Source organism: Tardiphaga sp. OK245, assembly GCF_900108575.1.
Taxonomy (GTDB): Bacteria; Pseudomonadota; Alphaproteobacteria; order Rhizobiales; family Xanthobacteraceae; genus Tardiphaga; species Tardiphaga robiniae.
The window spans coordinates 186,413-210,862 of sequence record NZ_FNWZ01000001.1 but is presented as its reverse complement, the minus strand read 5'-3'; the positions used below and the strand labels follow the sequence as shown (position 1 = coordinate 210,862).

General features: G+C 62.5%; 26 protein-coding genes and 1 pseudogene. 9 read left to right on the top strand and 18 right to left on the bottom strand.

Annotation, left to right across the window (positions count from 1 at the left end; all coding sequences use genetic code 11):
* Positions 1-39: 39 nt before the first annotated feature.
* On the bottom strand, positions 40-519 hold the full coding sequence (locus BLW80_RS01005) for a PaaI family thioesterase (RefSeq protein ID WP_371419948.1): 480 nt from the start codon (positions 517-519) through the stop codon (positions 40-42).
* Positions 520-741: 222 nt separating this feature from the next.
* Here BLW80_RS01005 and purL point away from each other — a divergent pair, with 222 nt between their 5' ends.
* Positions 742-2,949, top strand: a complete 2,208-nt coding sequence (gene purL / locus BLW80_RS01000; RefSeq protein ID WP_093756478.1) for a phosphoribosylformylglycinamidine synthase subunit PurL — start codon at positions 742-744, stop codon at positions 2,947-2,949.
* 176 nt (positions 2,950-3,125) lie between these two features.
* Here purL and BLW80_RS00995 read toward each other — a convergent pair whose 3' ends face one another.
* The 3 genes from BLW80_RS00995 to BLW80_RS00985 form a co-directional block, all read right to left on the bottom strand.
* Positions 3,126-4,085 carry a 2-hydroxyacid dehydrogenase gene (locus BLW80_RS00995; RefSeq protein WP_093756477.1) on the bottom strand — a complete coding sequence of 320 codons (960 nt, stop codon included), beginning with the start codon at positions 4,083-4,085 and terminating at the stop codon, positions 3,126-3,128.
* Between the two features lie 59 nt (positions 4,086-4,144).
* On the bottom strand, positions 4,145-5,317 hold the full coding sequence (locus BLW80_RS00990) for an acyltransferase family protein (protein WP_093756476.1): 1,173 nt from the start codon (positions 5,315-5,317) through the stop codon (positions 4,145-4,147).
* Between the two features lie 109 nt (positions 5,318-5,426).
* Positions 5,427-5,789 carry a DUF427 domain-containing protein gene (locus BLW80_RS00985; RefSeq protein WP_093756475.1) on the bottom strand — a complete coding sequence of 121 codons (363 nt, stop codon included), beginning with the start codon at positions 5,787-5,789 and terminating at the stop codon, positions 5,427-5,429.
* A 181-nt stretch (positions 5,790-5,970) separates the two neighbouring features.
* Between BLW80_RS00985 and BLW80_RS00980 the strand changes: the two genes are divergently transcribed.
* Complete coding sequence (locus BLW80_RS00980; protein ID WP_068735968.1) at positions 5,971-6,207, top strand: BolA family protein; 237 nt, start codon at positions 5,971-5,973, stop codon at positions 6,205-6,207.
* Positions 6,208-6,271: 64 nt separating this feature from the next.
* Complete coding sequence (locus BLW80_RS00975) at positions 6,272-6,631, top strand: endonuclease domain-containing protein (protein WP_093756474.1); 360 nt, start codon at positions 6,272-6,274, stop codon at positions 6,629-6,631.
* A 113-nt stretch (positions 6,632-6,744) separates the two neighbouring features.
* On the opposite strand, the gene egtD is transcribed toward BLW80_RS00975, so the two are convergent.
* Both egtD and egtB read right to left on the bottom strand, forming a co-directional pair.
* The gene (egtD, locus tag BLW80_RS00970) at positions 6,745-7,710 is read right to left on the bottom strand and encodes an L-histidine N(alpha)-methyltransferase (RefSeq protein ID WP_093756473.1); all 966 of its coding nucleotides are present in this window, start codon (positions 7,708-7,710) and stop codon (positions 6,745-6,747) included.
* Between the two features lie 43 nt (positions 7,711-7,753).
* On the bottom strand, positions 7,754-8,989 hold the full coding sequence (gene egtB / locus BLW80_RS00965; protein WP_093756472.1) for an ergothioneine biosynthesis protein EgtB: 1,236 nt from the start codon (positions 8,987-8,989) through the stop codon (positions 7,754-7,756).
* 359 nt (positions 8,990-9,348) lie between these two features.
* Between egtB and grxD the strand changes: the two genes are divergently transcribed.
* The 4 genes from grxD to BLW80_RS00945 are packed head-to-tail and all read left to right on the top strand — an operon-like array spanning position 9,349 to position 12,832.
* The gene (gene grxD / locus BLW80_RS00960; protein ID WP_068736311.1) at positions 9,349-9,684 is read left to right on the top strand and encodes a Grx4 family monothiol glutaredoxin; all 336 of its coding nucleotides are present in this window, start codon (positions 9,349-9,351) and stop codon (positions 9,682-9,684) included.
* The gene (locus tag BLW80_RS00955; protein ID WP_093757278.1) at positions 9,684-10,226 is read left to right on the top strand and encodes an O-acetyl-ADP-ribose deacetylase; all 543 of its coding nucleotides are present in this window, start codon (positions 9,684-9,686) and stop codon (positions 10,224-10,226) included. The genes grxD and BLW80_RS00955 overlap by 1 nt, the downstream gene beginning before the upstream one ends.
* A gap of 46 nt (positions 10,227-10,272) precedes the next feature.
* A complete protein-coding gene (locus BLW80_RS00950; RefSeq protein WP_093756471.1) occupies positions 10,273-11,571 on the top strand; it encodes a serine hydrolase domain-containing protein in 1,299 nt (432 codons plus the stop codon).
* Positions 11,552-12,832 (top strand): serine hydrolase domain-containing protein, encoded by a 1,281-nt coding sequence (locus tag BLW80_RS00945; protein ID WP_093756470.1) that lies wholly within the window; start codon positions 11,552-11,554, stop codon positions 12,830-12,832. Before BLW80_RS00950 ends, BLW80_RS00945 begins: the two co-directional genes overlap by 20 nt.
* 157 nt (positions 12,833-12,989) lie before the next feature.
* On the opposite strand, the gene BLW80_RS00940 is transcribed toward BLW80_RS00945, so the two are convergent.
* From BLW80_RS00940 to purB, 7 genes are all read right to left on the bottom strand, one after another.
* Positions 12,990-14,057, bottom strand: a complete 1,068-nt coding sequence (locus tag BLW80_RS00940; RefSeq protein WP_093756469.1) for a threonine aldolase family protein — start codon at positions 14,055-14,057, stop codon at positions 12,990-12,992.
* Positions 14,058-14,304: 247 nt separating this feature from the next.
* Positions 14,305-14,922 (bottom strand): 30S ribosomal protein S4, encoded by a 618-nt coding sequence (gene rpsD, locus BLW80_RS00935; protein ID WP_089265666.1) that lies wholly within the window; start codon positions 14,920-14,922, stop codon positions 14,305-14,307.
* A 284-nt stretch (positions 14,923-15,206) separates the two neighbouring features.
* Positions 15,207-15,977: an HpcH/HpaI aldolase family protein gene (locus tag BLW80_RS00930; protein WP_170849593.1), complete on the bottom strand. Its 771-nt coding sequence runs from the start codon at positions 15,975-15,977 to the stop codon at positions 15,207-15,209.
* 17 nt (positions 15,978-15,994) lie between these two features.
* A complete protein-coding gene (locus BLW80_RS00925) occupies positions 15,995-16,402 on the bottom strand; it encodes a cupin domain-containing protein (RefSeq protein ID WP_093756467.1) in 408 nt (135 codons plus the stop codon).
* A gap of 79 nt (positions 16,403-16,481) precedes the next feature.
* The gene (murI, locus tag BLW80_RS00920) at positions 16,482-17,273 is read right to left on the bottom strand and encodes a glutamate racemase (protein WP_093756466.1); all 792 of its coding nucleotides are present in this window, start codon (positions 17,271-17,273) and stop codon (positions 16,482-16,484) included.
* Between the two features lie 321 nt (positions 17,274-17,594).
* Complete coding sequence (locus BLW80_RS00915; RefSeq protein WP_093756465.1) at positions 17,595-18,149, bottom strand: MOSC domain-containing protein; 555 nt, start codon at positions 18,147-18,149, stop codon at positions 17,595-17,597.
* 82 nt (positions 18,150-18,231) lie between these two features.
* Entirely contained in the window at positions 18,232-19,542 is a 1,311-nt protein-coding gene (gene purB, locus BLW80_RS00910; RefSeq protein WP_093756464.1) for an adenylosuccinate lyase, read from the bottom strand.
* A gap of 211 nt (positions 19,543-19,753) precedes the next feature.
* On the opposite strand from purB, the gene BLW80_RS00905 reads away from it, so the two are divergent.
* The gene (locus BLW80_RS00905; RefSeq protein ID WP_093756463.1) at positions 19,754-20,554 is read left to right on the top strand and encodes a DUF3800 domain-containing protein; all 801 of its coding nucleotides are present in this window, start codon (positions 19,754-19,756) and stop codon (positions 20,552-20,554) included.
* Positions 20,555-20,577: 23 nt separating this feature from the next.
* On the opposite strand, the pseudogene BLW80_RS00900 reads toward BLW80_RS00905, so the two are convergent.
* The 3 genes and pseudogenes from BLW80_RS00900 to rpe all read right to left on the bottom strand — a co-directional run.
* A pseudogene (locus BLW80_RS00900) lies at positions 20,578-20,806 on the bottom strand (ribulose-phosphate 3-epimerase); the annotation flags it as partial.
* Positions 20,806-21,591: a DUF2259 domain-containing protein gene (locus tag BLW80_RS00895; protein ID WP_093756462.1), complete on the bottom strand. Its 786-nt coding sequence runs from the start codon at positions 21,589-21,591 to the stop codon at positions 20,806-20,808. The pseudogene BLW80_RS00900 and the gene BLW80_RS00895, both read right to left, overlap by 1 nt.
* Positions 21,592-22,131: 540 nt before the next feature.
* The gene (rpe, locus tag BLW80_RS00890; protein WP_093756461.1) at positions 22,132-22,833 is read right to left on the bottom strand and encodes a ribulose-phosphate 3-epimerase; all 702 of its coding nucleotides are present in this window, start codon (positions 22,831-22,833) and stop codon (positions 22,132-22,134) included.
* A 288-nt stretch (positions 22,834-23,121) separates the two neighbouring features.
* Between rpe and BLW80_RS00885 the strand changes: the two genes are divergently transcribed.
* Positions 23,122-23,871, top strand: coding sequence for an EF-hand domain-containing protein (locus BLW80_RS00885; RefSeq protein ID WP_093757277.1), 750 nt, complete (start codon positions 23,122-23,124; stop codon positions 23,869-23,871).
* On the opposite strand, the gene BLW80_RS00880 is transcribed toward BLW80_RS00885, so the two are convergent.
* Together BLW80_RS00880 and BLW80_RS29765 are read right to left on the bottom strand one after the other, a co-directional pair.
* On the bottom strand, positions 23,836-24,087 hold the full coding sequence (locus BLW80_RS00880; RefSeq protein ID WP_093756460.1) for a KTSC domain-containing protein: 252 nt from the start codon (positions 24,085-24,087) through the stop codon (positions 23,836-23,838). The two genes, BLW80_RS00885 and BLW80_RS00880, sit on opposite strands and share 36 nt — an antisense overlap.
* A 65-nt stretch (positions 24,088-24,152) precedes the next feature.
* Positions 24,153-24,389, bottom strand: a complete 237-nt coding sequence (locus BLW80_RS29765; protein WP_139285769.1) for a hypothetical protein — start codon at positions 24,387-24,389, stop codon at positions 24,153-24,155.
* Positions 24,390-24,450 lie beyond the last annotated feature (61 nt).

Here is a 24,450-nt window from a genome sequence, read left to right as displayed (position 1 = left end):
CCTAGCAGGGTGCGCCAATGCCCGCCAATCGACGCCCGGTTACTCCGCCGCGATGGCCGCCGGCTTCGGGCGCTTCTTCACGCGCTTGATGGTGCCCGAGAAGGTCAGCAGCGAACGCTCACCGGCTTTCAGGATTCCGCGCAGGAAGATCAATGAGCCGCCGATCCGGGTCATTTCGCCGTGGCATTCGACCAGCTCGCCTTCGCGGGCCGCATCGAGGAATTCGCAACCAAAGGAGACGGTGATGCCGGGGCCCTGCAGCTCGCGGGAGGCCAGCGCAAACAGGCAATAATCGGCGAAGGTCATGAAGCAGCCGCCATGAACGTTTTTCATGCCGTTGAGGTGCTTTTTCTCGACCCGGAAGGCGCAGCGGACGGAGCCGTCGGCCTCGACCTTGTGCCAGAACGGGCCGGAGACCGATTCGAAGGAATCCCGCTTCCAGGTGGTCCAGCCCGCAAATTCCCCCTCCGTCGCGGTATAGGCGTCGGCGTGGAACGGGATGGTGGCATCGGCGGGCACATTCACGGTCTGAACTCCTTGGATTGGCTGCGAAAAGTGTTAAATCCGATCCATCCGGCGGGCGCAATCCGGCGCCGGCGCAGGGCCTTATGCAGGCTGTTTTTCGAGCAGTTCGGGCATTGCCCGGGCAAAGCTTGGGACATGCGGGGAACGGGCCGGAATAGGCCTTTTCCGCATGCTCCGATCTCCCTATGAAGAAGCCTTACAGAGCCAAGAGACCCCATGACCGAGCCAAAGATCACTCCCGAACTCGTCGCTTCCCACGGCCTCAAGCCCGACGAGTATGAGCGCATTCTCAAGCTGATCGGGCGCGAGCCGACTTTCACCGAGCTCGGCATCTTCTCGGCCATGTGGAACGAGCATTGCTCGTACAAATCCTCGCGCATCCATCTGAAGGGGCTGCCGACCAAGGCGCCGTGGGTGCTGCAGGGGCCGGGCGAGAATGCCGGCGTCATCGATATCGGTGACAACCAGGCCATCGTGTTCAAGATGGAGAGCCACAACCACCCGAGCTATATCGAGCCTTATCAGGGTGCGACCACGGGTGTCGGCGGCATCCTGCGCGACGTCTTCACCATGGGCGCACGCCCGATCGCCTGTTTGAACGCGCTGTCATTCGGCGCGCCGGAGCATCCGAAGACCCGCCACCTCGTATCGGGCGTCGTCGCCGGCGTCGGCGGCTACGGCAATTCGTTCGGCGTGCCCACCGTCGGCGGCCAGACGCGTTTCCACACCCGCTACGACGGCAACAACCTCGTCAACGCGATGGCCGTCGGTCTCGCGGATGCCGACAAGATCTTCCTCGCTGCGGCGTCCGGCGTGAACATGCCGATCGTCTATCTCGGCTCCAAGACAGGCCGCGACGGCATTCACGGCGCGTCGATGGCCTCGGCCGAATTCGACGAGGATTCCGAGGAGAAGCGCCCGACCGTGCAGGTCGGCGATCCCTTCGCCGAAAAACTGCTGCTGGAAGCCTGCCTCGAAATCATGGCCGCGGATTGCGTGATCGCGATCCAGGACATGGGCGCGGCGGGTCTCACATGCTCTGCTGTCGAAATGGGCGCCAAGGGCGACCTCGGCGTCGAACTCAATCTCGATGCGGTGCCGACCCGCGAAGAGGGCATGACCGCCTACGAGATGATGCTCTCGGAGAGCCAGGAGCGCATGCTCATGGTGCTGAAGCCCGAGAAGGAAAAGCAGGCCGAGGATATTTTCCGGAAGTGGGGCCTCGACTTCGCCATCGTCGGCTACACCACGCCAACGCTGCGCTTCGTCGTGAAGCATGGCGGCAAGGTGATGGCCGATCTGCCGATCAAGGAGCTCGGCGACGAAGCGCCACTCTACGATCGTCCGCATGTGCCGTCGCCGGCGCTGCCGGTGATCCATGCGCGCGATATCGCCGCGCCGTCGTCGGTCCCGGATGCACTGGAGAAGCTGATCGGCACGCCCGAACTGTGCTCGAAGCGCTGGGTGTGGGAGCAGTATGACCACGTCATTCTCGGCAACACCGTGCAGCGCCCCGGCGGCGACGCCGCGGTGGTGCGCATCGAGGACGGCCCCAAGGGCCTCGCGATGTCCGTCGACGTCACGCCGCGCTATTGCGAGGCCGATCCGGTCGAGGGCGGCAAGCAGGCCGTCGCCGAAGCCTGGCGCAACATCACGGCTGTCGGCGGCAAGCCGCTGGCAGTCACCGACAACCTCAACTTCGGCAATCCGGAGCGGCCGGAAATCATGGGCCAGCTCGTTGGCTGCCTGAAGGGCATCGCGGAAGCCTGCATCGCGCTCGACTTCCCGATCGTCTCCGGCAATGTCTCGCTCTACAACGAGACCAACGGCCGCGGCATCCTGCCGACCCCGTCGATCGGCGGCGTCGGCGTGCTCGACGATTTCACCAAGTCCGCAACGCTGGCCTTCAAGGCGCCGGGCGAAGCGATCCTGCTGATCGGCGAAACCAAGGGCTGGCTCGGCCAGTCGGTCTATCTGCGCGACATCTGCGGCAAGGAAGAGGGCGCTCCGCCGCCGGTCGACCTCGCCACCGAGAAGCGCAATGGCGACGTGGTCCGCGGCATGATCCATGCCGGCACCGCGACCGCCGTGCATGACATCGCCGATGGTGGCTTGCTGGTGGCTCTTACCGAAATGGCGATGGCCTCCGGCATCGGCGCCAAGCTCGATGCCGCGCCGTCATCGACGGTGCCGCATGCCTGGTGGTTCGGCGAGGATCAGGCGCGTTACATCGTGACTGTCGCGGAAGATCAGTTGCTGACCGTGCTGTCGAAGCTGAAGAATGTTGGCGTGCCCTGCGTGCAGATCGGCAAGACCGGCGGCCACGCGGTGGCGATTGCCGGCGAGCGCGCGGTGGACATCAAGGCGCTCGTGCATGCGCATGAAAGCTGGCTGCCGAACTATATGAGCGGCAAGGCGTCGTAACAGGCGCTGATCTTTTCCCTCCCCCTTGCGGGGAGGGTGGCCGGCCGAAGGCCGGACGGGTGGGGGTAACCCCACGGAATGCTGAGCGTGGGGCACCCCCACCCCGGCCTATCGGCCGACCCTCCCCACTGCGCTTCGCTTGGGGGAGGGAGGCCATGAGCGTTCGTGCAACCGTCTCAATAGCTCAGCGTCCGATCGACCAAATTCATCAGCGGCGTGCCGCTTTCCGCGCGTGCGATATTGTCGGCGATGTTTTCGGCGGCCGATGCAACACGCGTTGCTGCTGCGATGTGGGGCGAGATCGTGACACCCGGATGCGACCAGAACGGATGGCCTGATGGTACGGGCTCGGTGCGGAAGACATCGAGCGTCGCCTGCGCCACGCGTCCGCTGTCGAGTGCCGCGATCAGCGCATCGTCGTCGATCAGCGTGCCGCGTCCGGCATTGATGATGAAGCTGCCCTTCGGCAGTAGCGCCAGTCTCTCCGCATTCAGGAGATCAATCGTCTCCGGCGTTTGAGGCAGGAGGCCGATGAGGATTTCCGCCGAGGCCAGCGCCTGCGGCAGCTTCTCCATCCCTGCGAGGCAGCGGACACCCGGCATCTCGCGCAGGCTCCGACTCCAGCCGGTGACGCGAAAGCCGAGTTGCACAAGTGCGCTCGCCGCAGCCGATCCCAATTCGCCGAGACCGAGGATCGTGACCGAGCGGTCTGTGGCGAGTGGCGGAACATGCTGCGACCACGTCAGAGGTTTTTCACAGACATAGCGGTCCATCCCGAGATGCGCACGCAGGGTATGACCGACGACCCATTCGACCATGCCCTGCCGCAGCCCGTCATCGACCATGCGGCACAACGGCTGCGTCAGCGTCGCGTTGCCGACGATCTTCTCGACACCGGCCCAAAGGCTCAATACGGCGCGCGCATTGCTGAAAGGGGCGAAATCACTGATGGGACCGCCGGTCGCGTGGATGATGTAGTCCACGTCCTGATGCGCAATGTCACCCAGGAGACTGGCTCGCGCGTCGATGCTCCGGCGCCGAAGCGCATCCAGAATGGGTTCGTGATAGTCCTCGAACAGCGCCGGCGTGACGTTGAAAAGAAGATTGATCGCCTTGTCGCCGTTGCGCGCGCGCATGCTGGTCTCCTGCAGATCACTGTCAATGTCGGTTGTCGGAAAAGGGCGGCGTGAACGGATTACAAAATCCGTTTCACGCCTGGGATCGCCCGCAGCGCCCTTGTCGCTGCCCAGCTCGCCGCCAGCGTGCCCGCGAAGGCGATCAGTGCTTTCGATCCGGCGCCGAGCGGCGCGTTCAGCAGCGCATATTGCAGCCACAGCATCGGGATGTAGTGCAGCACGAAGATGCCATAGGCATCGCCGCGCAGCGGATCGAAGATGCTCTTCTCGCGTTGGCCGAAGCGCAGGAACAGCGCCAGCACCGCGAGGCAGATCAGTGTGCAGGCGACTGCGTAGATCACGCCGTAGCTCGACTGCCACCAGAACGGCGGCGCGCCGGTGAGATTGGCGAGCTTCATGCGGCGAAAATTGACGAGAAAAGCGAGCGAGCCAAAGGAGGCGGCGGCGGCGATGGTCCACCACAGCCATTGCCGTGCCAGCGCGCCGGTGCGGGCCAGCAGGCCCTGATCGATATTGGCGGCGCCAATGCCCATGCCGGCGAAGAAGAACACGCCATAGATCGCCATGCGGCTGAACTGCACCTGGAGCGGCCCCCAGCTGAACCAGCGGACAGCGCCGACCGTAAACAGGAACGGCACATAGGAGATCACAGCGAGGACGGCGAGCACAGCGGCGAACAACCACGGTCGTTCGAAGGCACGGATCGACAGCCGGTTGATGCCGTCCACCAGTCGCGGCGCGAGCAGGAAGACCGGGATCGCGACGAGATCGAGAAACAATAGATACCAGATGAACCAGCCGGGGCCGGCGAACCATTGGCCTTGTTTGAAATTGTTGACGTAGAATTCGACAAAGCCGGTCTTGTGCGTCGACAGGCTGAACGACGCATAATAGGCGATCGGCATCAGCACGAAGATCATTGCCAGGAACGGCAGGCCGAGGCGCAGCGCGCGGTCGCGCAGGAAGTCGGCGATGCCCTTGCGCTTCAGGCTCGGCCACACGAACAGGCCCGACAGCATGAACATCAGACACATGAAGAAGGTGTCGTTGAACAGCGTCAGGATGTTGAAGCCGATCCAGCGCTGGCTGTCGACGATCGGCGCGGTCGACCACAGATAGTGGTTCGGGTAATAGCGCCCGAAGGCGGTGTAAGCGACCGCCGCGTGGTTCGCCAGCACGAGCAGCGTGACAAAGGTGCGGGCGCGATCGAGCGCAGCGTTACGGTCTGACATGTGAACGGCGAGCCCCCTCGCTTCCGCGCGCAACAGGCGTCGCCGGGCGCATCAGTGATGCGCGCCGTCATGATAAATGTCGAAAGCCGCTTCGGCAATCAGCCGAGGATCACGCAGGCACTTCCTCGATTTTCACCTTGTCTGGATAAAATGCGAGATAATCCTTGATCTCGGCCATCGCCGGAAACGGCGTCTCATAGGTCCAGATCGCGTTGTCGAGAACCTTCTCGCCGGTCTTGATGCTGTAATAATTCGCGTCGCCCTTGTACGGGCAATGCGTCACACGGTCGGTGCGCGCTACCGCGTCCATATTGGCGTCCGCGCGGGGGATATACAGCACTGCGGGGTAGCTGGCCTCCTTGAGGCTCAGGGCATTGGTCGTGTCGGCGATCACGACGCCCCCGGCAGAAACACGGATGTGTTTGCCGGCGGGCGCAATGGTGATCGGGTGGTCCGGGCCGGGAAGCTTCATGGTTAAACCCTTGTAACGGTCATATTGCACTTCTTCAGATGTGCGATCCCCCTGGCCTTTAAAAGGGGCATGCGAGGGATTATCGTTAGAAAGCCGTGACGTCATGCGGCAGCCGCGATAGGCTCGCAATCCGAGGCGGCACCGACTGGCCGCGATTCGAACCTTTCTGGAGACCCGATTAATGCCGATGGACGCCCGCGATATCGAGACCATGATCAAGGCCGCGATTCCCGACGCGCAGGTGACGATCCGTGATCTGGCCGGTGACGGCGACCATTACGCGGCAACCGTGATTTCGGAATCCTTCCGCGGCAAATCCCGCGTCGCCCAGCACCAGATTGTCTATCAGTCGCTGAAAGGCCAGATGGGCGGTGTCCTGCACGCGCTGGCGCTGCAGACGGGCGTGCCGGAGGCGTAGTTTTCCCTCGCCCCGCTCTTGCGGGGAGAGGGTGGCTTCGCGCAGCGAAGACGGGTGAGGGGCGATGCGAGGTCGTGTTCGTAGCACTCAGATCTCGCGAAAACTTCGCGCTAACCAGACCGATGCCGAGACCAAGCTCTGGCATCGCATACGCAACCGGCAAGTCGGCGGTTTTAAATTTGCCCGGCAGGAAGCGATAGGCCCCTATATCTGCGACTTCGTTTGTCGGGAACAGCGCCTCGTGATCGAGGTCGACGGCGGCCAACACCTAGAATCCAAACGAGATGAAATTCGCGACACGTATCTGCGGGCGGAAGGCTATGGCGTGGTGCGTTTCTGGAATAACGACGTCTTGTCCAATATCGACGGCGTGCTGATGCTGCTCGACCAGGCGTTACGTGCAGATGGCCAAACAGCGGATTAGAGCCGACCCGACCCGAGAACATGCCTTCGTTGGAATTGTGTGCCCGGCCCCTCACCCGGATCGCAAGGGCGATCCGACCTCTCCCCGTAAAGGACGGGGAGAGGTTAAGAAGGCTACTCCACCGCCATCAGCGCATGCACCGAGAAATGCTTGTCAGCATCCGTCCATGACGCCTTCGGCTCCCAGCCCGAACCGCGGGCCAGCGTTGCAAAACGCTCGATGCTGTATTTGTAGCTGCTCTCGGTGTGGATGCTCTCGCCGGCACGGAACGCGAAGCTGCGACCCAGCACATGCACGGTCTGCGGTTTCCTGGCGATCAGGTGCATCTCGATGCGGTGGCGTTCCTTGTTGTAGATCGCGCGGTGCGTGAAGGCCGAGAGATCGAAATCGCCGCCGAGTTCGCGGTTGATGCGCACCAGCACATTCATGTTGAACTTGCCGGTGACCCCTGCCGCATCATTATAGGCGGCGTGCAGCAGCTTCTCGTCTTTCTCCAGATCGATGCCGATCAGCATCAAGGCGTCCTTGCCGAGAATGGCGCGGGCCGAGCGCAGAAAGGCGCAGGCCTCGTGCGGCTCGAAATTACCGAGCGTCGAGCCGGGGAAGAAGCCGACCTTCGGCATCATCCGGATATCGGCGGGAAGATCGAACGGTGCGGTGAAATCGGCATTCACCGGCAGCACCTTCAGGCCCGGGAAATCCTTGCGCAGCTCGGCTGCCTGCGCCTGCAGGAAGTCGCCTGAGATATCGACCGGCGCATAGGCGCCGACGTCGCATTCATCCAGCAGCAGCCGCACCTTGGTGGTGGCGCCGGCGCCGAATTCGATCAAGGCGGCATTCTTCGGAATGATCGCGTTGATGTCCTTGCCACGCGAGCGGAGGATGCCGAGCTCGGTGCGGGTCGGGTAATATTCCGGCAGTTTGGTGATCTGTTCGAACAGCTCCGAGCCGGCTTCGTCATAGAAGTATTTCGGCGACAGCTTTTTCGGTTGCTGCGACAGGGCTTCGGCGACATCCGCGGCAAATGCGGAGGCCGAGGCATTCAGCAGCGACAGTGCCAACGGGGCATGAACGTTCATGTCAGTCTCCTCAACGCTTTCGAAGCGCCGTGATGTCAGGAAGTCAGTTGCCGTAATCGGCCAGCCGCAGGCCCGTGAATTGCCAGCGATGGTGGGGATAGAAGAAATTGCGGTAGGTGACGCGGCTGTGATCGTCCGGGGTCGCCAGCGACGAGCCCCGCAGCACCAGCTGATTGATCATGAACTTGCCGTTGTATTCGCCGAGCGCGCCTTCGATGGCGCGGTAGCCGGGATAGGCCGCGTAAGCGGAGCGCGTCCATTGCCAGACGATGCCGAAGGCGTCGTTGAGCTGGCCGGCACGCGCCGCGACTTCCCATTCCATTTCGGTGGGCAGATGCTTGCCGCTCCAGCGCGCGAAGGCGTCACATTCGTAATAGCTGACGTGGCACACCGGCGCGTCGAGATCGATCGGTTTCAACCCGGCGAGGGTCATGATCTGCCACTCGCCATTGACCTTGCGCCAGTGACCGGGCGCCTGCCATTCCTCGCGGGCGGCGGCGGCAAAGCCGTCCATCAGCCACAGCGTCGCTTCCTCGTAACCGCCGGCCTCCATGAAAGCGAGCCATTCGCGGTTGGTGACGAGGTTGCGCGCGAGCTTGACGGGGCCGACAAGGGCGCGATGTGCGGGCTTCTCGTTGTCGAAATGGAAGCTCTCGCTCTGATGGCCGATGGTGTGGATGCCTTCGGTCAGCGTGAGCCACGCATCGCCTGACGTGTTGGATGCAGGAAAGCGCCAATCAGAGTCATAGGCCGGCGGGATCGGGTTCTGCGCGAAGGCATGCAGGATGTCGGTGAGCATCAGCTCCTGATGCTGCTGCTCGTGATTGAAGCCGACTTCGAGGAGGGGGATCAGCGAGGTCAGTTTCTCGTCTGACGTCTCGTTAAAGAATTTGATGACGGCCGCATCGACATGTTTGCGATAGGCGGTGACTTCGTCGGCGCCGGGCCGGGTGAGGTGGCCGCGCTGCGCGCGGGCATGGCGCGGGCCGGCAGAGACATAATAGGAATTGAAGAGGTAGGCGTAATCGGGGTGATAGACCTTGTAGCCCGGCGCATGATCGCCGAGCAGGAATTGCTCCCAGAACCAGGTCACATGGGCGCGGTGCCACTTCGCCGGGCTGGCGTCGGGCATCGACTGCACCAACTGGTCTTCCGGGGAGAGCGGCGCGGCGCGGCGTTCGGTTTCGTTGCGGACCGTCAGGAAGGCGTCGCCCAGTCTTTGGGCCAGTGCCCCTGCGGGGGCGGATTCGGAGGCGGGGGACGCGGTGCCTGAACTCATGCCTGAACTCTTGGCGAAAGCTGGATTCGTCACGAAAGTCTCCGATTTTGGAGAGAACGTTGCTCTTGGTGATGGGTTCCCGAGCAGCCTGTCCTAAATAGGTCATCCGATTGGTTATAAAAGGCCTGTCGTCATATGATCTTTGGCCGGACCGGACTTGGCAAAAACTGCGGAAAAGTGACCGTGGCGGGCCGGCAATAAGCCCCAATGCCTGTGATTTCAGGCTCTTGATCACGTCCATAAGACTTGGGGTGCGGAACGGATTCGGCTACATATATGACAAGTCTGACCGGGCGAGCGCCCGATGGCTGGGCCGCCAGCTCCAGACCTTGAATCTGGACCTTGAACAGGGACGTGACATGAGCATTGAGCAATTCATCGAGAACGAAGTGAAGACCAACGACGTGGTGCTGTTCATGAAGGGCACGCCGCAGTTTCCGCAGTGCGGTTTCTCGGGCCAGGTGGTCCAGATCCTCGATCACGTGGGTGTCGGCTACAAGGGCCTCAACGTTCTCGAATCCGCCGATCTGCGCGACGGCATCAAGACCTATTCGAACTGGCCGACCATTCCGCAGCTCTATGTGAAGGGCGAATTCGTTGGCGGCTGCGACATCATCCGCGAGATGTTCCAGGCTGGCGAGTTGCAGAGCCTGCTGGCCGAGAAGGGCGTGATCGCCGCCCCGGCCTCCGCCTGATTTCAAGTCGACAAATCGGCACGGCGACGCTCGACGTCGTCGTGGCCGACATTACGACCCTCCGCGTTGACTCCATCGTCAACGCGGCCAATGCGTCGCTTCTCGGAGGCGGCGGTGTGGACGGCGCCATCCATCGGGCGGCCGGCCCCGACTTGCTCGCTGAATGCCGCACCCTCAAGGGTTGCGAGACCGGCGACGCCAAAATCACCAAAGGTTACAAGCTACCGGCAGCGTATGTCATCCATGCGGTCGGTCCGGTCTGGCATGGTGGCCGGAGCGGCGAGGATGAGGCGCTGGCGTCCTGCTACCGGCGGGCGCTGATGTTGTGTCAGGCACATGGCCTGGCCTCCGTTGCGTTTCCGGCCATCTCCACCGGTGTCTATGGTTTTCCCGCGGCGCGTGCGGCTCCCATCGCCGTCGGCTCGGTCATCCAGACGCTGAAAGACGCACCGGTGGTCACGGCCGTCACCTTCTGCTGCTTTTCCGAGCCATCGGCGGATCTGCATCGCCTCGCGCTCGCACGCGCACTTCCCCTTGTCTGAGAACGCCCCGCCGTTACACTCCTTTGATCAGGCAAAAGGAGCGGCGATGAATTTGCGGCACAGACTACGCGCGCTGCTCTGCGGAGCGCTGTTGCTCGCCGGATCGCCCGTCCTCGCCCAGGATCGCTTTGCTGCCGAAGGCACCTTCGACATTCCCGCCGGCGCCAAATTCTCGCAGGAGAAACTGGCGAAGATTGGCGAGTTCTTCCGCAAGCAGATCGCCGACGGCAAGATCCCCGGCGCCATCGTGCTGATCCAGCAGCACGGCAAACCGGTCTACAAGGAATTCTTCGGCGTCCGCGATCCCGACACGAAGCAGCCGATGACGGATGATACGATCTTCCGGCTGCATTCCATGTCGAAGCCGATCACGTCCTTCGCAGCGATGATGCTGATCGATCAGGGCAAGTTGAAGCTCGACGATCCCGTCTCGCAATACATTCCGTCTTTCGCCAAGGCCAAGGTCGGCGTCGAGAAGAAGCTGGAGAATGGTGAGAAGGCGCTGGACATCGTGGCGCCCAACCGCCCGGTAACGATCCGCGACCTGCTGCTGCACACGTCCGGCATCACTTACGGTTTCTATGGCGAGAGCCTGGTGCGCCGCGCCTATGGCAATGCCGATATCTACAGCGGCGATTTCGACAACAAGGAATTCGCCGACCGCATCGCGCAACTGCCGCTGGAGCACCAGCCCGGCACCATGTGGGACTACGGCCATTCCACCGACATTCTCGGCCGTGTGGTCGAAGTCGTCACCGGCAAGTCGCTGCTCGGTTACGAGGAGCAGGCGTTTCTCGGGCCGCTCGGTATGAAGGACACCGGCTTCTTCGTGAAGGAGAAGTCGAAGGAGGTCATGCTCGCCAAGCCGATGGCCTGGGACCGCGATTTCCGCACCGGACGACAGGGCCGACCCGACACCTATCAGAAATGGGAATCCGGCAGCGGCGGCATGGTCTCCACGTTGGCGGACTATACGAAGTTCGCGCAGATGCTGCTGAACGGCGGCGAGTATGACGGCAAACGCTACATGAGCGCGGCGACGTTCAAGGACATGACCACCGATCATATCGGCAAGGACTCCGGCGTCGCGCGCGATTATCTATATTTCCCCGGCGACGGTTTCGGCTTCGGCTATGGCTTTGCCGTGCGCACCGATCCCGGCAATGCCAAGCCGTCGCCGCCGGGATCGCTCGGCGAACTGAAATGGGACGGCGCCAGCGGTTGCTATTTCATCATCGATCCCAAACAGGACTTCTTCTTCATCCTGCTCGAACAGACGCCGTCGGAACGGCAGCGCATTCAAAGGTCACTGAAGCTGTTGGTCTATGAAGCGCTGGAGAAATAGGCGCGCCGTACTCCTGTTGCTGGCGCTCTGCTGCGTCGGCACCGTTATCATGCCTTCGCCGCCGGCCCGGGCCGAAAAACCGCAATCCATTGCGCACGAATTCTCTGCCGAAAAACTGCTGGCGCTCGATCGCTACTTTCTCGACATGGTCGCGGAGCGAAAGATTCCCGGCGCGGTGGTGTTGGTGCAACAGCACGGCAAGCCTGTCTATTTCGATACGTTCGGCAATCTCGACAGCGGCCACCCGATGACCAGGGATGCGATCTTCCGGCTGTATTCCATGTCGAAACCGATCACCTCGGTCGCCGCGATGATGCTGGTCGAGGACGGCAAACTGCGCCTCGACGATCCCGTTGCGAAATATATCCCGGCTTTCGCGAAGACGAAGGTGGGCGTTGACGTCAAAGGCGGCGACGAACACGCCACATTCGGCCTCGTGCCGCTGCAGCGGCCGATCACCATCGCGGATTTGCTCACGCACACATCGGGCATCACTTACGGTTTCTATGGCGACGATCCCGCGCGGAAACGTTATGCGCAGCTCGATATCTTCGGCCGCGACTGGGACAACGCGTCCTGGGCCGATCGCATCGCCAAATTGCCGCTCGCCGAGCAGCCCGGCACGCTGTGGGACTACGGCCATTCCACCGACATCCTCGGCCGCGTCATCGAAGTGGTGTCCGGCCAGTCGCTCTATCATTTCCTGGAGGAACGGCTATTCGGTCCATTGGGGATGCGGGACACCTCGTTCTACATCACCGATGGCGAACGGCGCTCGCGTGTGGCCGAGCCGTTCCCGGGAGATCGCATGGTCGGGCCGGTGGTCGGCATGCACGATCCCGCCGAAGTCATGCAATGGGAGGCGGGGGGCTCCGGTCTGGTCGGCACGATCTCGGACTATGCGCGCTTCCTGCAGATGCTGCTCAATGGCGGCACGCTCGACGGCAAGCGCTATCTCAAACCGGAAACAGTGGCCGAGATGACGCGCGATCACGTCGGGCCTGATAGCGGCGTGAAGCGCGATTACTATTATTTCCCGGGCGCCGGCAGCGGCTTCGGCCTCGGCTTCGCCGTGCGCACCAAGGAGCTGGCCAGCGAGCCCGGCCCGGTCGGCGAATATCGCTGGGACGGTGTTGGCGGCACGTTCTTCTGGGTCGATCCGAAGAACGACATGTTCGTGCTGGTCATGGCGCAATCGCCATCGCAGCGGGTGCGGATGGAGGTTGATGTGCGGAAGATCATCGCCGAGGCGCTGGAGTAAGAACACTGTAGCTCCCTCGCCCCGCTTGCGGGGAGAGGGTGGCGCGGACGTAGTCCGCGACGGGTGAGGGGGAGCCAGTGTTTTACTCGCTGGCTCCCCCTCACCCGGATTGCTCGCTTCGCTCGCAACCCGACCTCTCCCCGCGAGCGGGGAGAGGTTAAATCCCGCGCACCACGTCCCTGATCAACCCCAGCGTCTCCTCGATCATGTCCGCACTGACATCCAGATGCGTACACGCGCGGATGCGGCCGTCCATGGTGGCGAGCAATACGCCTTTCGCGCGCAAGGCTTTCACCATAGCAGCACCGCTGATGCCTGCGCCCGCGGGATCGAAGAAGACGAGATTGGTCTCCGGCTGCTGAACGGCGATCCCGTCGATCTGGGCCAGTCCGCGCGCCAGCGCGTGCGCATTCGCGTGATCGTCGGCGAGGCGCTCGACGTGATGGTCCAGCGCGTGGATGCAGGCGGCGGCAACGATACCGGCCTGGCGCATCGAGCCGCCCAATCCCTGCTTCCAGCGCCACACTGCATCAATGTAGTCGCGCGTGCCGGCGAGCACGGCTCCGATCGGCGCGCCGAGCCCCTTACTGAAATCGATCCACACCGAGTCCCAGCCGTCGGACATCCTGCTCGCACCGATACCGGTGGCGACGCAGGCATTCATCAGTCGCGCGCCATCCATATGCGTAGCAAGGCCGCGGTCACGCGCGATGGTGACGATCGCTTCGAGATCGGATTTCGACCAGATGGTGCCGCCGCCGATATTGGCAGTCTGTTCGACGCTGACCACGGTCTGCGCTGCCTCGTAGCGCGTGCGCGGATGCAATGCGGCGCGCAGCGCATCTGGCGTGAACTTGCCATCGGCGCCGTCGAGCCCGGTAATCTGGAAGCCGCCAAGCGCGGCATGGGTGCCGCCCTCGCGCGAGAGGATATGCGCGGTGCGATGCGCGAGGATTTCGTCGCCGGGCCGGCAATGCGCCAGCAGGCCGGCGACATTGCACATGGTACCCGATGGCATGAACACGGCGGCTTCCTTGCCGAGCAGTTCGGCGACGCGGTCGCAGAGCGCGTTGACGGTGGGATCGTCGCCGACCTGCTCATCGCCGACATCTGCCGCAGCCATCGCCGCGCGCATCGCGGGCGTGGGCTTCGTCTGTGTGTCCGACAGAAGGTTGATGCGGACCGGCGGCTGTGATGGGTCGGGGCGAGCAGGGGTGAAGGGCATTGGGAATTCCACGTTGTTACACACCACAAGCTACCCCGTCATTGCGAGCCCGCAAAATCGTCTTGCGATTTTGCTGAGCGAAGCAATCCAGAGTGAACGAGCGAAGGCTGGATTGCTTCGTCGCTACGCTAAGGGGAAAGTTGCATGCAACTTTCCTTGACCTCGCAATGACGGCTGATGGGACAGAGGCCAAACAAAAAAGGCCCCGGAAAATCCGGGGCCTTGATCTCGTCTGCGCTGTCAGAAATTAACGCGAATAGAATTCGACGATCAGATGCGGTTCCATCTGCACGGCGAAGGGAACGTCCGACAGCTGCGGAATGCGGATGAACTTGGCGGTCATCTTGCTGTGGTCGGTTTCGACGTAATCCGGGGTGTCGCGTTCGCCGAGCTGGCTGGCTTCGAGTACGAAAGCGAGCTGCTTGGAGGATTCCTTGATCTCGATGACGTCGCCGACCTTCACGAGATAGCTCGCGATGTTGACGCGCTTGCCGTTCACCTTGATGTGGCCGTGGTTGATGAACTGACGGGCCGCAAACATGGTGGCGACGAACTTGGCGCGATACACGACGGTGTCGAGGCGGCGCTCAAGCAGGCCGATCAGGTTTTCACCGGTGTCGCCCTTGAGGCGGCCGGCTTCCACATAGATGGAGTGGAACTGGCGCTCGGAGATGTTGGCGTAATAGCCCTTCAGCTTCTGCTTGGCGCGCAGCTGCGTGCCGAAGTCGGAGAGCTTGCCCTTGCGGCGCTGGCCGTGCTGGCCGGGGCCGTATTCACGCTTGTTGACCGGAGACTTGGGACGACCCCAAATGTTCTGGCCCATACGGCGGTCGATTTTATATTTAGCTTCACTACGCTTTGTCATCGCGTCCTCGATGTTCAATGGTCAATGTGAGGAGACGCGCCCTCCTGTGTACCGTGATCAGTCCAGAGTCTGGAAAATCTCGGCACCGACAGGTTCATTCCCAAAGCTGGGTGGAGAACCACGGGTGCGAAACGCTTCGCGGGCCGAAAACGGCCCGCGAGCAAGGCGGTTTCTAGGGCGAAGGCCCGGTTATGTCAATTGAAAGACAGGCTTTTTGCCGTTTGGCGGGCTTATAGCGCCAATCCGGCCAGTTTTGGCGCAAAATCGGCCTCGAAATGGCAGTTTCACCGCCTGATGCCCTCGAATCCGGCGGCGATTCCGCGCTGGAACAGTGACCAGTCGAATCCCAACGCCAGCGCCACATAGCCCCGTTCGATCATGGCGTTGCCCATCTCCGCGTTCAGCGCCGCGCCGCCCAGCGGCACGCCTGACTTGAGGATTCCCGCTTCGGCCTTTGCCACCAGCGCCTGCACCTCGGGATCGCCTGGCTGGCCGCGTTTGCCGATGGATGTCGCGAGGTCGCCGACGCCGATCACGGCGATGTCGATGCCCGGTGTGGCCATGATCTCGCCGATCCGGTTCACCGCATCGATATGCTCGATGGTGATCATGCAGATCATGCTGTCGTCGGCGCGGGCCATATAGTCGGGCATGCCGGTGTTCCAGCGGAACGGCGCATGGAACGGTCCCCATAGCCGCTCGCCCTGAGTCGGATAGCGCAGGCTGCGCGCGGCCTTGTAGGCATCGTCGGCGCTGTTGATCATCGGGAAGTTGATGCCCATCGCGCCGAAATCCATCGGCGCTTTCGCCAGCCATGGCTCGTTGGCGGCGATCCGCACCAGCGGCGTGCAGGACGTACCCGCGGTGGCTATGATCATGCCATGCGCCGTGTTGAGATCGATCGGGCCGTGTTCGAGGTCGACGATGATCCAGTCGAGCGACTGCGCCATGATGCGCACGGTCTGGATCGACGGGATGGTCGCGATGGCCCCGAAAGTGGGGCGGCCCTCGCGCCATTTCTGCTTGAGATCGTGAAATGGCGCGGGGGTCGTCATCGTCAAACTGGATCCTGTTATTTCGGCGCGGGCGTCGCCACTGGCTTGCCGTCTTCCACGACATAGACTGCCATGATCTTCAGGCCCTTGTCGCCGGTCTTCACGTCATGCGGAATCCCGGCCGGGACGGCATAGGAATCGCCGGCCTTGAGTGCCTGGTCCGGCTGGCCCTCGACGATCAGCGTCGCGTCGCCATCGAGAACGTAACCGGTATCGACACCTGGATGGGTATGGCGGCCGGCGAGCTGGTTCGGGCCGAGTTCAGCTACGACCGTCACGATGCGATGGCCGGCAGGATATTTGACGTCCTGCAGCGGCGTGCGCTTGATGCCTTGTGCACTGGCAGCGCCGGCGCAGGCCGTGATCGCCGCGCCAACGAGCAGTGTCTTGAGAAGGCCATTCTTCAGAAAATTCGTATCGAGCATGCTGGTCTCCCTTTGCCGTTCTCTTTTCGGAACGGCGCGCCGCAAAGCTAGCAGCGCGCAAGGGAAAGTCGAGCGCTCGCTAGGCCGCGACCTGTCCGCCGAAGAACGGCGCCAGTGCTTCCGGCCAGGCATGGCGCTTGCCGGAGGTGTAGAGCAGTACGGCATCGCCGGGCGGCACGCCGGGCTGATGATCGCCGATCAGGTCGACCACGCGGCGGGCGATTGCCGGGGCCGGATCGATCCATGCCACCGGCCAGGGCGCGATGCGATTGAGGTGGTCGAGCAACAGCGGATAATGCGTACAGGCGAGCACGATGGTGTCGGTGCGGGCACCGGCGGCGTCCTGCACGAAGCAGGGTGCGATCTCGCGAAACAGATCGGCGTCGTCGATGCCTTGGCCGCCGAGTGCGCCTTCCGCCAGTGCGGCGAGTTCGGCGGAGCCGACCAGCGTGACGATGCAGCCGCCGCCGAATTCGCGGATCAGCGTCTGGGTATATTCGCGCTTCACGGTACCTGACGTGCCGAGCACGGAGACGCGCTTGCTGACCGAGCGCGCGCAGGCCGGCTTGATCGCCGGCACGGTGCCGACAAAGGGCACGGCATAGGCGGCGCGCAGATGGCTGAGCACCAGTGTCGAGGCGGTGTTGCAGGCGATCACCACGAGGTCGGGCCGGTGCGCATCGATCAGTTCGCCCATCAAGGGCACGACGCGGCCGATCAGCGCCTCCTCGGTGTGCTGGCCGTAGGGAAAGAACGCGTCATCCGCCACATAGACATAGCGCGCATCCGGCCGCGCCTTTGCGATCTCGCGCTGGACGGTGAGGCCGCCGAGACCGGAGTCGAACACAAGGATGGTGGGACGCGTCGGCATTATGAGAGCCTAGGGGAGGATGGTTACTGCGGAGTTGCTGCGGGTCTGGCAATCAAGACAGGGGCATTCGGGCTTTTTCGGGAAGGGCGGCGGTTCTTAACCTCTCCCCGTCCTTTACGGGGAGAGGTCGCCCGGCGTAGCGCAGCGAAGCCGGGCGGGTGAGGGGCAAGGCACGCGGTCACCGCTTGTTGCGCTCTCTCGGATCGGAATCTTCGATCCGAAAACGATACGCTTAGGACAGGCCAATGCCTCGCCCCTCACCCCACCCCTCTCCCCGCGCAAGATGCGGGGAGAGGGAGCGCTCTCACGCATCTCGACCTGTTACACCGGCGCTAGCGGCTGTCGCGCTCCGGCCGGTAACTCGACCTCTATCGCGTCGCCCGCTGCTACTTCGCCGTCGGCAACGACAACCGCCATCACACCGGCCTTGCAGATGACATTGCCATCCGCATCGCGATCCTGCGTCGCGGCCTTCAATCCCTGCTGAAAGCGATCCATCAGTACACAGGGCTCGCGCAGGCCGGTGAGTTCGATGATCGCATGCATGCCGAGATGCAGCCGCGTGCCGGTCGGCAGTGCGGCGAGCTCGATCCCCGATGTGGTGACATTCTCGCCGAGATCGCCGGGCTGGATCGTGAAGCCCTCAGCGCGCAATTCGTCGAACAGCTCGCACGGGATCAGATGCACCTGGCGCAGGTTCGGCCTGGCGGGATCGCGGCGGCGGTCGTAGCGGTGCTGCACCAATGCGCCCATATGGCCGTCGCCTTCGACGCCGAGACCCGCGAGCAGGCGAATGCTCAGGCTGGGTGTCTTGCTGAAGTGATGGCCGCGCCGCAGGCATACGGCGACGATGTAGCCAGTGGACTCCGTCCTCATGGTGAGGAGGCGCCGCTTCGGCGCCGTCTCGAACCATGGCGTGTGGCGCTCATCCTTCGAGACGCGACGAAGACGTCGCTCCTCAGGATGAGGTACCGAACACGCGTGTGAAGATCGTGTCCACATGCTTGAGGTGATAGCCGAGGTCGAACTTCTCGGAGATCTCGTCGTCGGTGAGATATTTCTTCACCTCGGGATCGTTCTTCAGCAGCGTCTGGAAGTCGCCTTCGCCGCGCCAGACCGGCATGGCGTTGCGCTGCACGAGCTTGTAGCTGTCCTCGCGCGATGCGCCCTTCTGCGTCAGCGCGATCAGCACGCGCTGCGAGTGCACGAGGCCGCCGAGACGATCGAGATTCTTCTGCATGTTGGCGGGATAGACCAAGAGCTTCTCGATCACACCGGCCATGCGGTTGAGCGCGAAGTCCAGCGTTACCGTGGCGTCCGGGCCGAACATGCGCTCGGCGGAGGAGTGCGAGATATCGCGCTCGTGCCACAGCACGACGTTTTCCAGCGCCGGCGTCACATAGGCGCGCACCATGCGGGCGAGGCCGGTGATGTTCTCGGTCAGCACCGGGTTGCGCTTGTGCGGCATTGCCGAAGAGCCCTTCTGGCCTTCGGAGAAGAACTCCTCGGCTTCCAGCACCTCGGTGCGCTGCATGTGGCGGATTTCCACAGCCAAGCGCTCCATCGACGAGGCGATCACGCCGAGCGTGGCGAAGAACATCGCGTGGCGGTCGCGCGGGATCACCTGGGTCGAGATCGGCTCGGGCACGAGGCCCATTGCTTTCGCGACATGTTCTTCGACGCGCGGATCGATCTGCGCGAAGGTGCCGACAGCGCCGGAGATCGCGCAAGTCGCGACTTCCTTGCGGGCGGCGACGAGGCGCTCGCGGTTGCGGCTGAATTCGGCATAGGCATAAGCGAGCTTGAGACCGAAGGTGACCGGCTCGGCATGGATGCCATGCGAGCGGCCGATGGTCGGCGTCATCTTGTGTTCGAAGGCGCGGGTCTTCAGCGCGGCGAGCAGGCGGTCGATATCGGCGATCAGGATATCGGCGCAGCGCGTGAGCTGCACGTTCAGGCAGGTGTCGAGCACGTCCGATGACGTCATGCCCTGATGCACGAAGCGCGCTTCCGGGCCGACGATCTCGGCGAGGTGGGTCAGGAAGGCGATGACGTCGTGCTTGGTCTCGCGCTCGATCTCGTCGATGCGCTCCACATTGAAGGTGGCATCCTTGGCCTTGGCCCAGATCGTCTTCGCCGCATCCTTCGGAATGGTGCCCAGTTCCGCCAGCGCATCGGCGGCATGCGCCTCGATCTCGAACCAGATCTTGAAGCGGGTCTGCGGCTCCCAAATGGAGGCCATTTCCGGACGGGTATAGCGAGGGATCATCGACGTCTCTGACTGTTGGGGGTTACGCCGCGCTTTAGCAGAAAGGGAGCAGGGAGGGAATAAAGAACAGTGCACTATTGCCTGAGAGTTCGGTATTTCCGAAATCCGGTGAGGCTTCGGTGAGGGTCTGAGTTACCTTGCGCAAGAAGATTCTATCGCGTTTTCATTAGCTGCCCCGCCTTGCCGCGATTTTATCGAAAGGTCAAAAGGTATGCGATTTGTGTTTCTCGATGAGGGAGGAATTTCCGCTCATGAGCCAATGGTCGTTGTCAGTGGGGTCATCGTAGATGGCGATACTCAGGTAGAGCCGCTTGAGGCGCGTCTTTCGGAGCTGATCGAGAAGCATATTCCAAAGCCTGATCGCACCGGATTTGTATTCCATGCCAAGGATATTTGGGCGGGTGGAAAGTACTTCAAGAACCGTGATGTCTGGCCATGGGAAAGGCGGGCCAGCATACTTGATGATCTTGCCGCCATTCCTAAAGCATTAGAGATACCGATTGTGTTTGGCCGGCTGTCGAAGGACGTAATGCTGCGCGAGCATCCCGGCGCGGCTACTATGAGTGCTAGGGATCGTTCTGTTAACGCGCACGCGATTGCATTTCTATCTTGCACACTCAACGTCGAAGAGCATATGCGTTTAGTGTGGCGCAATGAAATTGCGCAATTGGTTGCCGAAGACAATAGCGACGCCCGCGCCGCCATAAAAGGCAGTTTTGATCTCTTACGCAATCCGTCTGACAATCTCAGAAAAAGCGACTTGGTGCCGCTAAAGAGAATACGTGGACCCGTGCTTTTTGCTGAAAAGGCGGAGTCGAGACCTCTTCAGTTAGCCGATACTTGTGCTTTTTTTGTAAGAAGGCGACTTGTGAAAAACGATGAGAAGAGCCGGCGTTTTTACTCGAAGTTGATGCCGTGGATGCTGCAGCTTCCCAACGGCGACGAGTATCCAGAACTCAAGACAATGTATCCGTTTGGTCCTCTATTGATCAATAAATCTGAGGCCAAGTAATACCGTTAAATCTCGTCTGCAGCCTACACTATCTTCCCGCGCGCATTCGGTGCCGCCGCGCGGATGCCGTCGATGTTGGCCTTGTAGCTCTCCACGGTGCCACCCGGCCGAGCCCGTAACGAACGCGTTGGCGCCGGCGGCCGCAAGCTGTCCCGCCACGGCTGCCGACACGCCGCCATCAACCTCGATCGGACGGCCCGCAGTCACGGTGAGAAGGTCTCTGATATTGCTGCCGGCCGAAGGCATTTCCGCTATTTCGGCAACTTCGCCGTCACCGCCATAAACCGCCGGTTCGGTCCGGCGTGGAATTCATGCGCGTCCACGGTCTCGATCAGCACCGCCAGCGTCTGCGTGCCGTCCTTGGCCTGGTGATGATAGACATCGGCAATCCCGTAAGCCGTCACGCAGCGCCGTCGCTTCGGCAGTTGCTTGTCCTGCTGCAGGGTGACGGGCGCGGCGCCGTCGATGCTCAGTTGCAGCTTCATGCCGGTGATGATGACGCTGCCAAAGGTGCCGCGGCCGCCGGCGCCATAACATGATGCCTTGCCGAGCGCTTGATCGGAGATCGTCAGCACCAGCTTGCGGCCGTCCTGCAAAGTGATGGCCTGCGTGGTGGCGAGCGGCTTCGGGTCCATCTGGTAGATGCCGATCTCGTCGAGGTCCATCGACGGTTTGCCGGCGAAGCGCGTGCCGGGCTCGGTGATACCAAGCCTGCCCAGCAGCGGCTTGGCCCTGGCCATCAGCTCGGCGCGCACGGCATCCACTTCGCGCTCGTCATCGTCTTTGGTGCGAAGGGAGAAGGGCGTACCCTTCGCAAAGTCGTCGGTGCGCGTGTCGATCACCTGGATCTCGGCGACGATCTCGGTCGCATCATAGAGCTGCGTATAGTGCTCGAAGGCGAAATGCGTGCCGTCCGGCGAGAAGCCGATCACTTTGCGCGCGGCGGCATCCCCGGCCTGCGCCGTGCCGAGCAAGGCGAACGAGAGCAGGGGAGCGAGCAGGAAGCGGCGAAAGCCGGCGATTGAATGCTGTGTCATCCCGGTTGGTCGCGCTACGTGAAGCAAAGTTCATGCGCTTATTGCTCTCCGCAGGTGTTGACAATATTCCCCTAAGGACTATTATCCGAATTGTCCGGTTCGCGAGGGGCGCTTCTAGAGGCGTCTTGAGGTGGAACAGGGATGCGGCGCCTGCGGGCGGGAGGGAGACGTTCCCTCACGCACTCGGGAGGCCTTGGGTCACCGTCCGGCCCCACTACGGGGGTCTGCCACTCATGCTGGCTGGACGTGGCATTGGTGAACGGCGGGAAACCGTCGGGATCAGCGGAGTGCGGAGCTCTGCGCCTTTGCCCGGAAGAACGGTCCCGGGGACAGAAATCGCCGCGGTGGCGCGCCGTGAGGCGTTGCGCGGTTGCAGCTTGCCGGCGTTCCGGCGGAGCGGATCGCGATAAAACCACCCCTTGCGCCTCACGGCGCGCTGCCACCCCTCATCGTTTGAGGGGGACTGCTCACACCTCGGACGCGCAAGCGCCGCGAGAATGCGAGAGCGTGGCTGTTTGATATTTGAATCCGGAGAAGCGACTACACCATCTCGCCGCGGGCATTCGCTGCCGCCGCGCGGATGCCGTCGATATTCGCCTTGTAGCTTTCCACCGTGCCGCCCTTGAATACGGCCGAGCCGGCGACGAAGGCATTGGCACCTGCTGCGGCGAGTTGTCCGGCGACTGCAGCGGACACGCCGCCATCGACTTCGATGTCGATCGGACGGCCCGCGGTCATCGCGCGCAGGTCCGAGATCTTGCCGAGCGCGGACGGAATGAAGGCCTGACCGCCGAAGCCGGGATTGACCGACATCACCAGCACGAGGTCGACGAGATCGATCACATATTCGATGGCCGAGATGGGCGTGCCGGGATTGAGCGAGACGCCGGCCTTCTTGCCGAGATTGCGGATCGCCTGCAGCGAGCGATGCAGATGCGGGCCTGCCTCGGCGTGGACAGTGATGTGATCGCAGCCGGCCTTGGCGAAGGCTTCGAGATAGGGGTCGCATGGTGCGATCATCAGATGTGCGTCGAAGATCTTTGTCGTGTGCGGGCGCATCGCCTTGATGACGTCGGGGCCGTAGGAAATGTTCGGCACGAAATGACCGTCCATGACGTCGAGATGCATCCAGTCGGCACCGGCGGTATCCACAGCGCGGACCTCCTCGCCAAGCCTCGCGAAATCAGCCGCCAGGATGGACGGGGCGATCACCAGCGGGCGGGGCGTGAAGCTCTGGGACATCGGGGTTTCCTGGGGTTTCCTGAACATTTTTGGGCGGCGGCGAATGGACCGCCTCGCGTAACATGGGGCCGGGGGACGGGCAACGCGCCAGCCACGGCCGCGCCATCGACGCGCTGCAGCAGGATAGTCCCGGCACATTCTGCCGCAAGGGCACGATTTGCCGGGAACGCGCGCGGCCCGTGCGACCAAGCCCGTTGTTTTATCGAACTTTTTTCGCTGGCATGGGGCTTGCTCCGTACTCCCCAGGGAATTCACGCCGCACGCTGCGGCATGATCAGGAATTTGACGATGCTGCCAGCCCTTGCTGCTGCCACCACCGCGATCGATGCGCTGCAGGCACTCACCAGGTCGAAGTCGAAGGCCGCGACCACCACGACCGGTGTCACCCAGAAGACCGCCAGCCCGTTCGATGTCGCCAGCACGTCGACGGCGGCGAGCGCCACGTCATCGACGGCAACCTCCGCCACCAGCAGCACGAATAGTTCCTACAAGCTGGCCCCGGGCACCATGAGCACGCTGCTCGATGCCCAGAGCCAGCCCGCGACGGCAGCCTCTTCGGCGAAACGAGCCGACTCGCTGAAAAGACTGATGGGGATGCTCGACAGCGACGGCAGCGGCGGCATCAGCAAGGCGGAGTTCGAGAAGAAACTTGGCGCCGGCGGCACCAACACCGCCAATGCCGACAAGGTATTCGCCGAGCTCGACAAGAACGGTGACGGCTCGGTCAATATCGATGAACTGAGCCCGGCGCTGAATGGCGGCAAGGCACATCACGCCGGCGGCGGCGGTATGGGCGGTGGATCTGGGGGTGGCTCTGACACTGCCGGCTCGACCACAACGACCACGGTGAATGCCGATGGCAGCACCACGACGTCTATCGCATATGCGGACGGCTCGACGGTGAGTTCGACCACGGCCGTCCCCACGTCGTCCACGTCATCAACCGCAAGCTCGTCCTATAACGCGATCGAAAAGATGATCGCGCGTCAGGCGCAGCAGATCTCAAATGCGAAGTCGACGTTGGCGATCAGCGCCTGATCTGCGCTCTGATCCCGAACGTGCCAGTTCGCGATAGGCGAAGCGATCACGAATACGGTGATTGAAGAACGCGCCGCGTGACGCCGCGCTGCTGAAGGCCGCGTGCACTTCCGGCGGCACCTGCGCATAAGCATACCGGCGACCGCTCGTGAAGGTGATGCGTAGTTCGCGGCTCACCGGGTCATAAGTGACATGTCGAATCGCAGTCGACGGCATCGCAATCCTCCGAATGTCTCCTGAGTAGAAACGATTACCGGAGCGATTGGTTGCGGAACGATGACCTAGTTCCGGTCGCGAAACGCTGGAAGCGCGCCCGGAAACGGCAGTGCTGTCGCTTCATACACGCCGCGCGCGATGGCGCGGGTGATGACGTGACCGGCCGACATCATCGGCATATCAACGTCACACGCGGAAGATGTCGATCGAGCCAGATGCTTATCCTGATTTTGATATGCCACCCCTTCTGAAACGAGGGGCTCGGCATCTATCAAATTGGTTTCCGATGTGATCCACAGCATGTGGGAGGAAACGGTGTGCGACGTGCGCAATCGAAAAATAACAACGGCGATCGCGTGCGTT

Excerpts from the sequence above, each read along its gene's own strand:
- purL (WP_093756478.1), top strand. The coding sequence starts at position 742 with ATGACCGAGCCAAAGATCACTCCCGAACTCGTCGCTTCCCACGGCCTC.
- BLW80_RS00995 (WP_093756477.1), bottom strand. The coding sequence starts at position 4,085 with ATGCGCGCGCGCAACGGCGACAAGGCGATCAATCTTCTTTTCAACGTC.
- BLW80_RS00990 (WP_093756476.1), bottom strand. The coding sequence starts at position 5,317 with ATGTCAGACCGTAACGCTGCGCTCGATCGCGCCCGCACCTTTGTCACG.
- BLW80_RS00985 (WP_093756475.1), bottom strand. The coding sequence starts at position 5,789 with ATGAAGCTTCCCGGCCCGGACCACCCGATCACCATTGCGCCCGCCGGC.
- BLW80_RS00980 (WP_068735968.1), top strand. The coding sequence starts at position 5,971 with ATGCCGATGGACGCCCGCGATATCGAGACCATGATCAAGGCCGCGATT.
- BLW80_RS00975 (WP_093756474.1), top strand. The coding sequence starts at position 6,272 with ATGCGAGGTCGTGTTCGTAGCACTCAGATCTCGCGAAAACTTCGCGCT.
- egtD (WP_093756473.1), bottom strand. The coding sequence starts at position 7,710 with ATGAACGTTCATGCCCCGTTGGCACTGTCGCTGCTGAATGCCTCGGCC.
- egtB (WP_093756472.1), bottom strand. The coding sequence starts at position 8,989 with ATGAGTTCAGGCACCGCGTCCCCCGCCTCCGAATCCGCCCCCGCAGGG.
- grxD (WP_068736311.1), top strand. The coding sequence starts at position 9,349 with ATGAGCATTGAGCAATTCATCGAGAACGAAGTGAAGACCAACGACGTG.
- BLW80_RS00950 (WP_093756471.1), top strand. The coding sequence starts at position 10,273 with ATGAATTTGCGGCACAGACTACGCGCGCTGCTCTGCGGAGCGCTGTTG.
- BLW80_RS00945 (WP_093756470.1), top strand. The coding sequence starts at position 11,552 with ATGAAGCGCTGGAGAAATAGGCGCGCCGTACTCCTGTTGCTGGCGCTC.
- BLW80_RS00940 (WP_093756469.1), bottom strand. The coding sequence starts at position 14,057 with ATGCCCTTCACCCCTGCTCGCCCCGACCCATCACAGCCGCCGGTCCGC.
- rpsD (WP_089265666.1), bottom strand. The coding sequence starts at position 14,922 with ATGACAAAGCGTAGTGAAGCTAAATATAAAATCGACCGCCGTATGGGC.
- BLW80_RS00930 (WP_170849593.1), bottom strand. The coding sequence starts at position 15,977 with ATGACGACCCCCGCGCCATTTCACGATCTCAAGCAGAAATGGCGCGAG.
- BLW80_RS00925 (WP_093756467.1), bottom strand. The coding sequence starts at position 16,402 with ATGCTCGATACGAATTTTCTGAAGAATGGCCTTCTCAAGACACTGCTC.
- murI (WP_093756466.1), bottom strand. The coding sequence starts at position 17,273 with ATGCCGACGCGTCCCACCATCCTTGTGTTCGACTCCGGTCTCGGCGGC.
- BLW80_RS00915 (WP_093756465.1), bottom strand. The coding sequence starts at position 18,149 with ATGAGGACGGAGTCCACTGGCTACATCGTCGCCGTATGCCTGCGGCGC.
- purB (WP_093756464.1), bottom strand. The coding sequence starts at position 19,542 with ATGATCCCTCGCTATACCCGTCCGGAAATGGCCTCCATTTGGGAGCCG.
- BLW80_RS00905 (WP_093756463.1), top strand. The coding sequence starts at position 19,754 with ATGCGATTTGTGTTTCTCGATGAGGGAGGAATTTCCGCTCATGAGCCA.
- BLW80_RS00895 (WP_093756462.1), bottom strand. The coding sequence starts at position 21,591 with ATGACACAGCATTCAATCGCCGGCTTTCGCCGCTTCCTGCTCGCTCCC.
- rpe (WP_093756461.1), bottom strand. The coding sequence starts at position 22,833 with ATGTCCCAGAGCTTCACGCCCCGCCCGCTGGTGATCGCCCCGTCCATC.
- BLW80_RS00885 (WP_093757277.1), top strand. The coding sequence starts at position 23,122 with ATGCTGCCAGCCCTTGCTGCTGCCACCACCGCGATCGATGCGCTGCAG.
- BLW80_RS00880 (WP_093756460.1), bottom strand. The coding sequence starts at position 24,087 with ATGCCGTCGACTGCGATTCGACATGTCACTTATGACCCGGTGAGCCGC.
- BLW80_RS29765 (WP_139285769.1), bottom strand. The coding sequence starts at position 24,389 with ATGCTGTGGATCACATCGGAAACCAATTTGATAGATGCCGAGCCCCTC.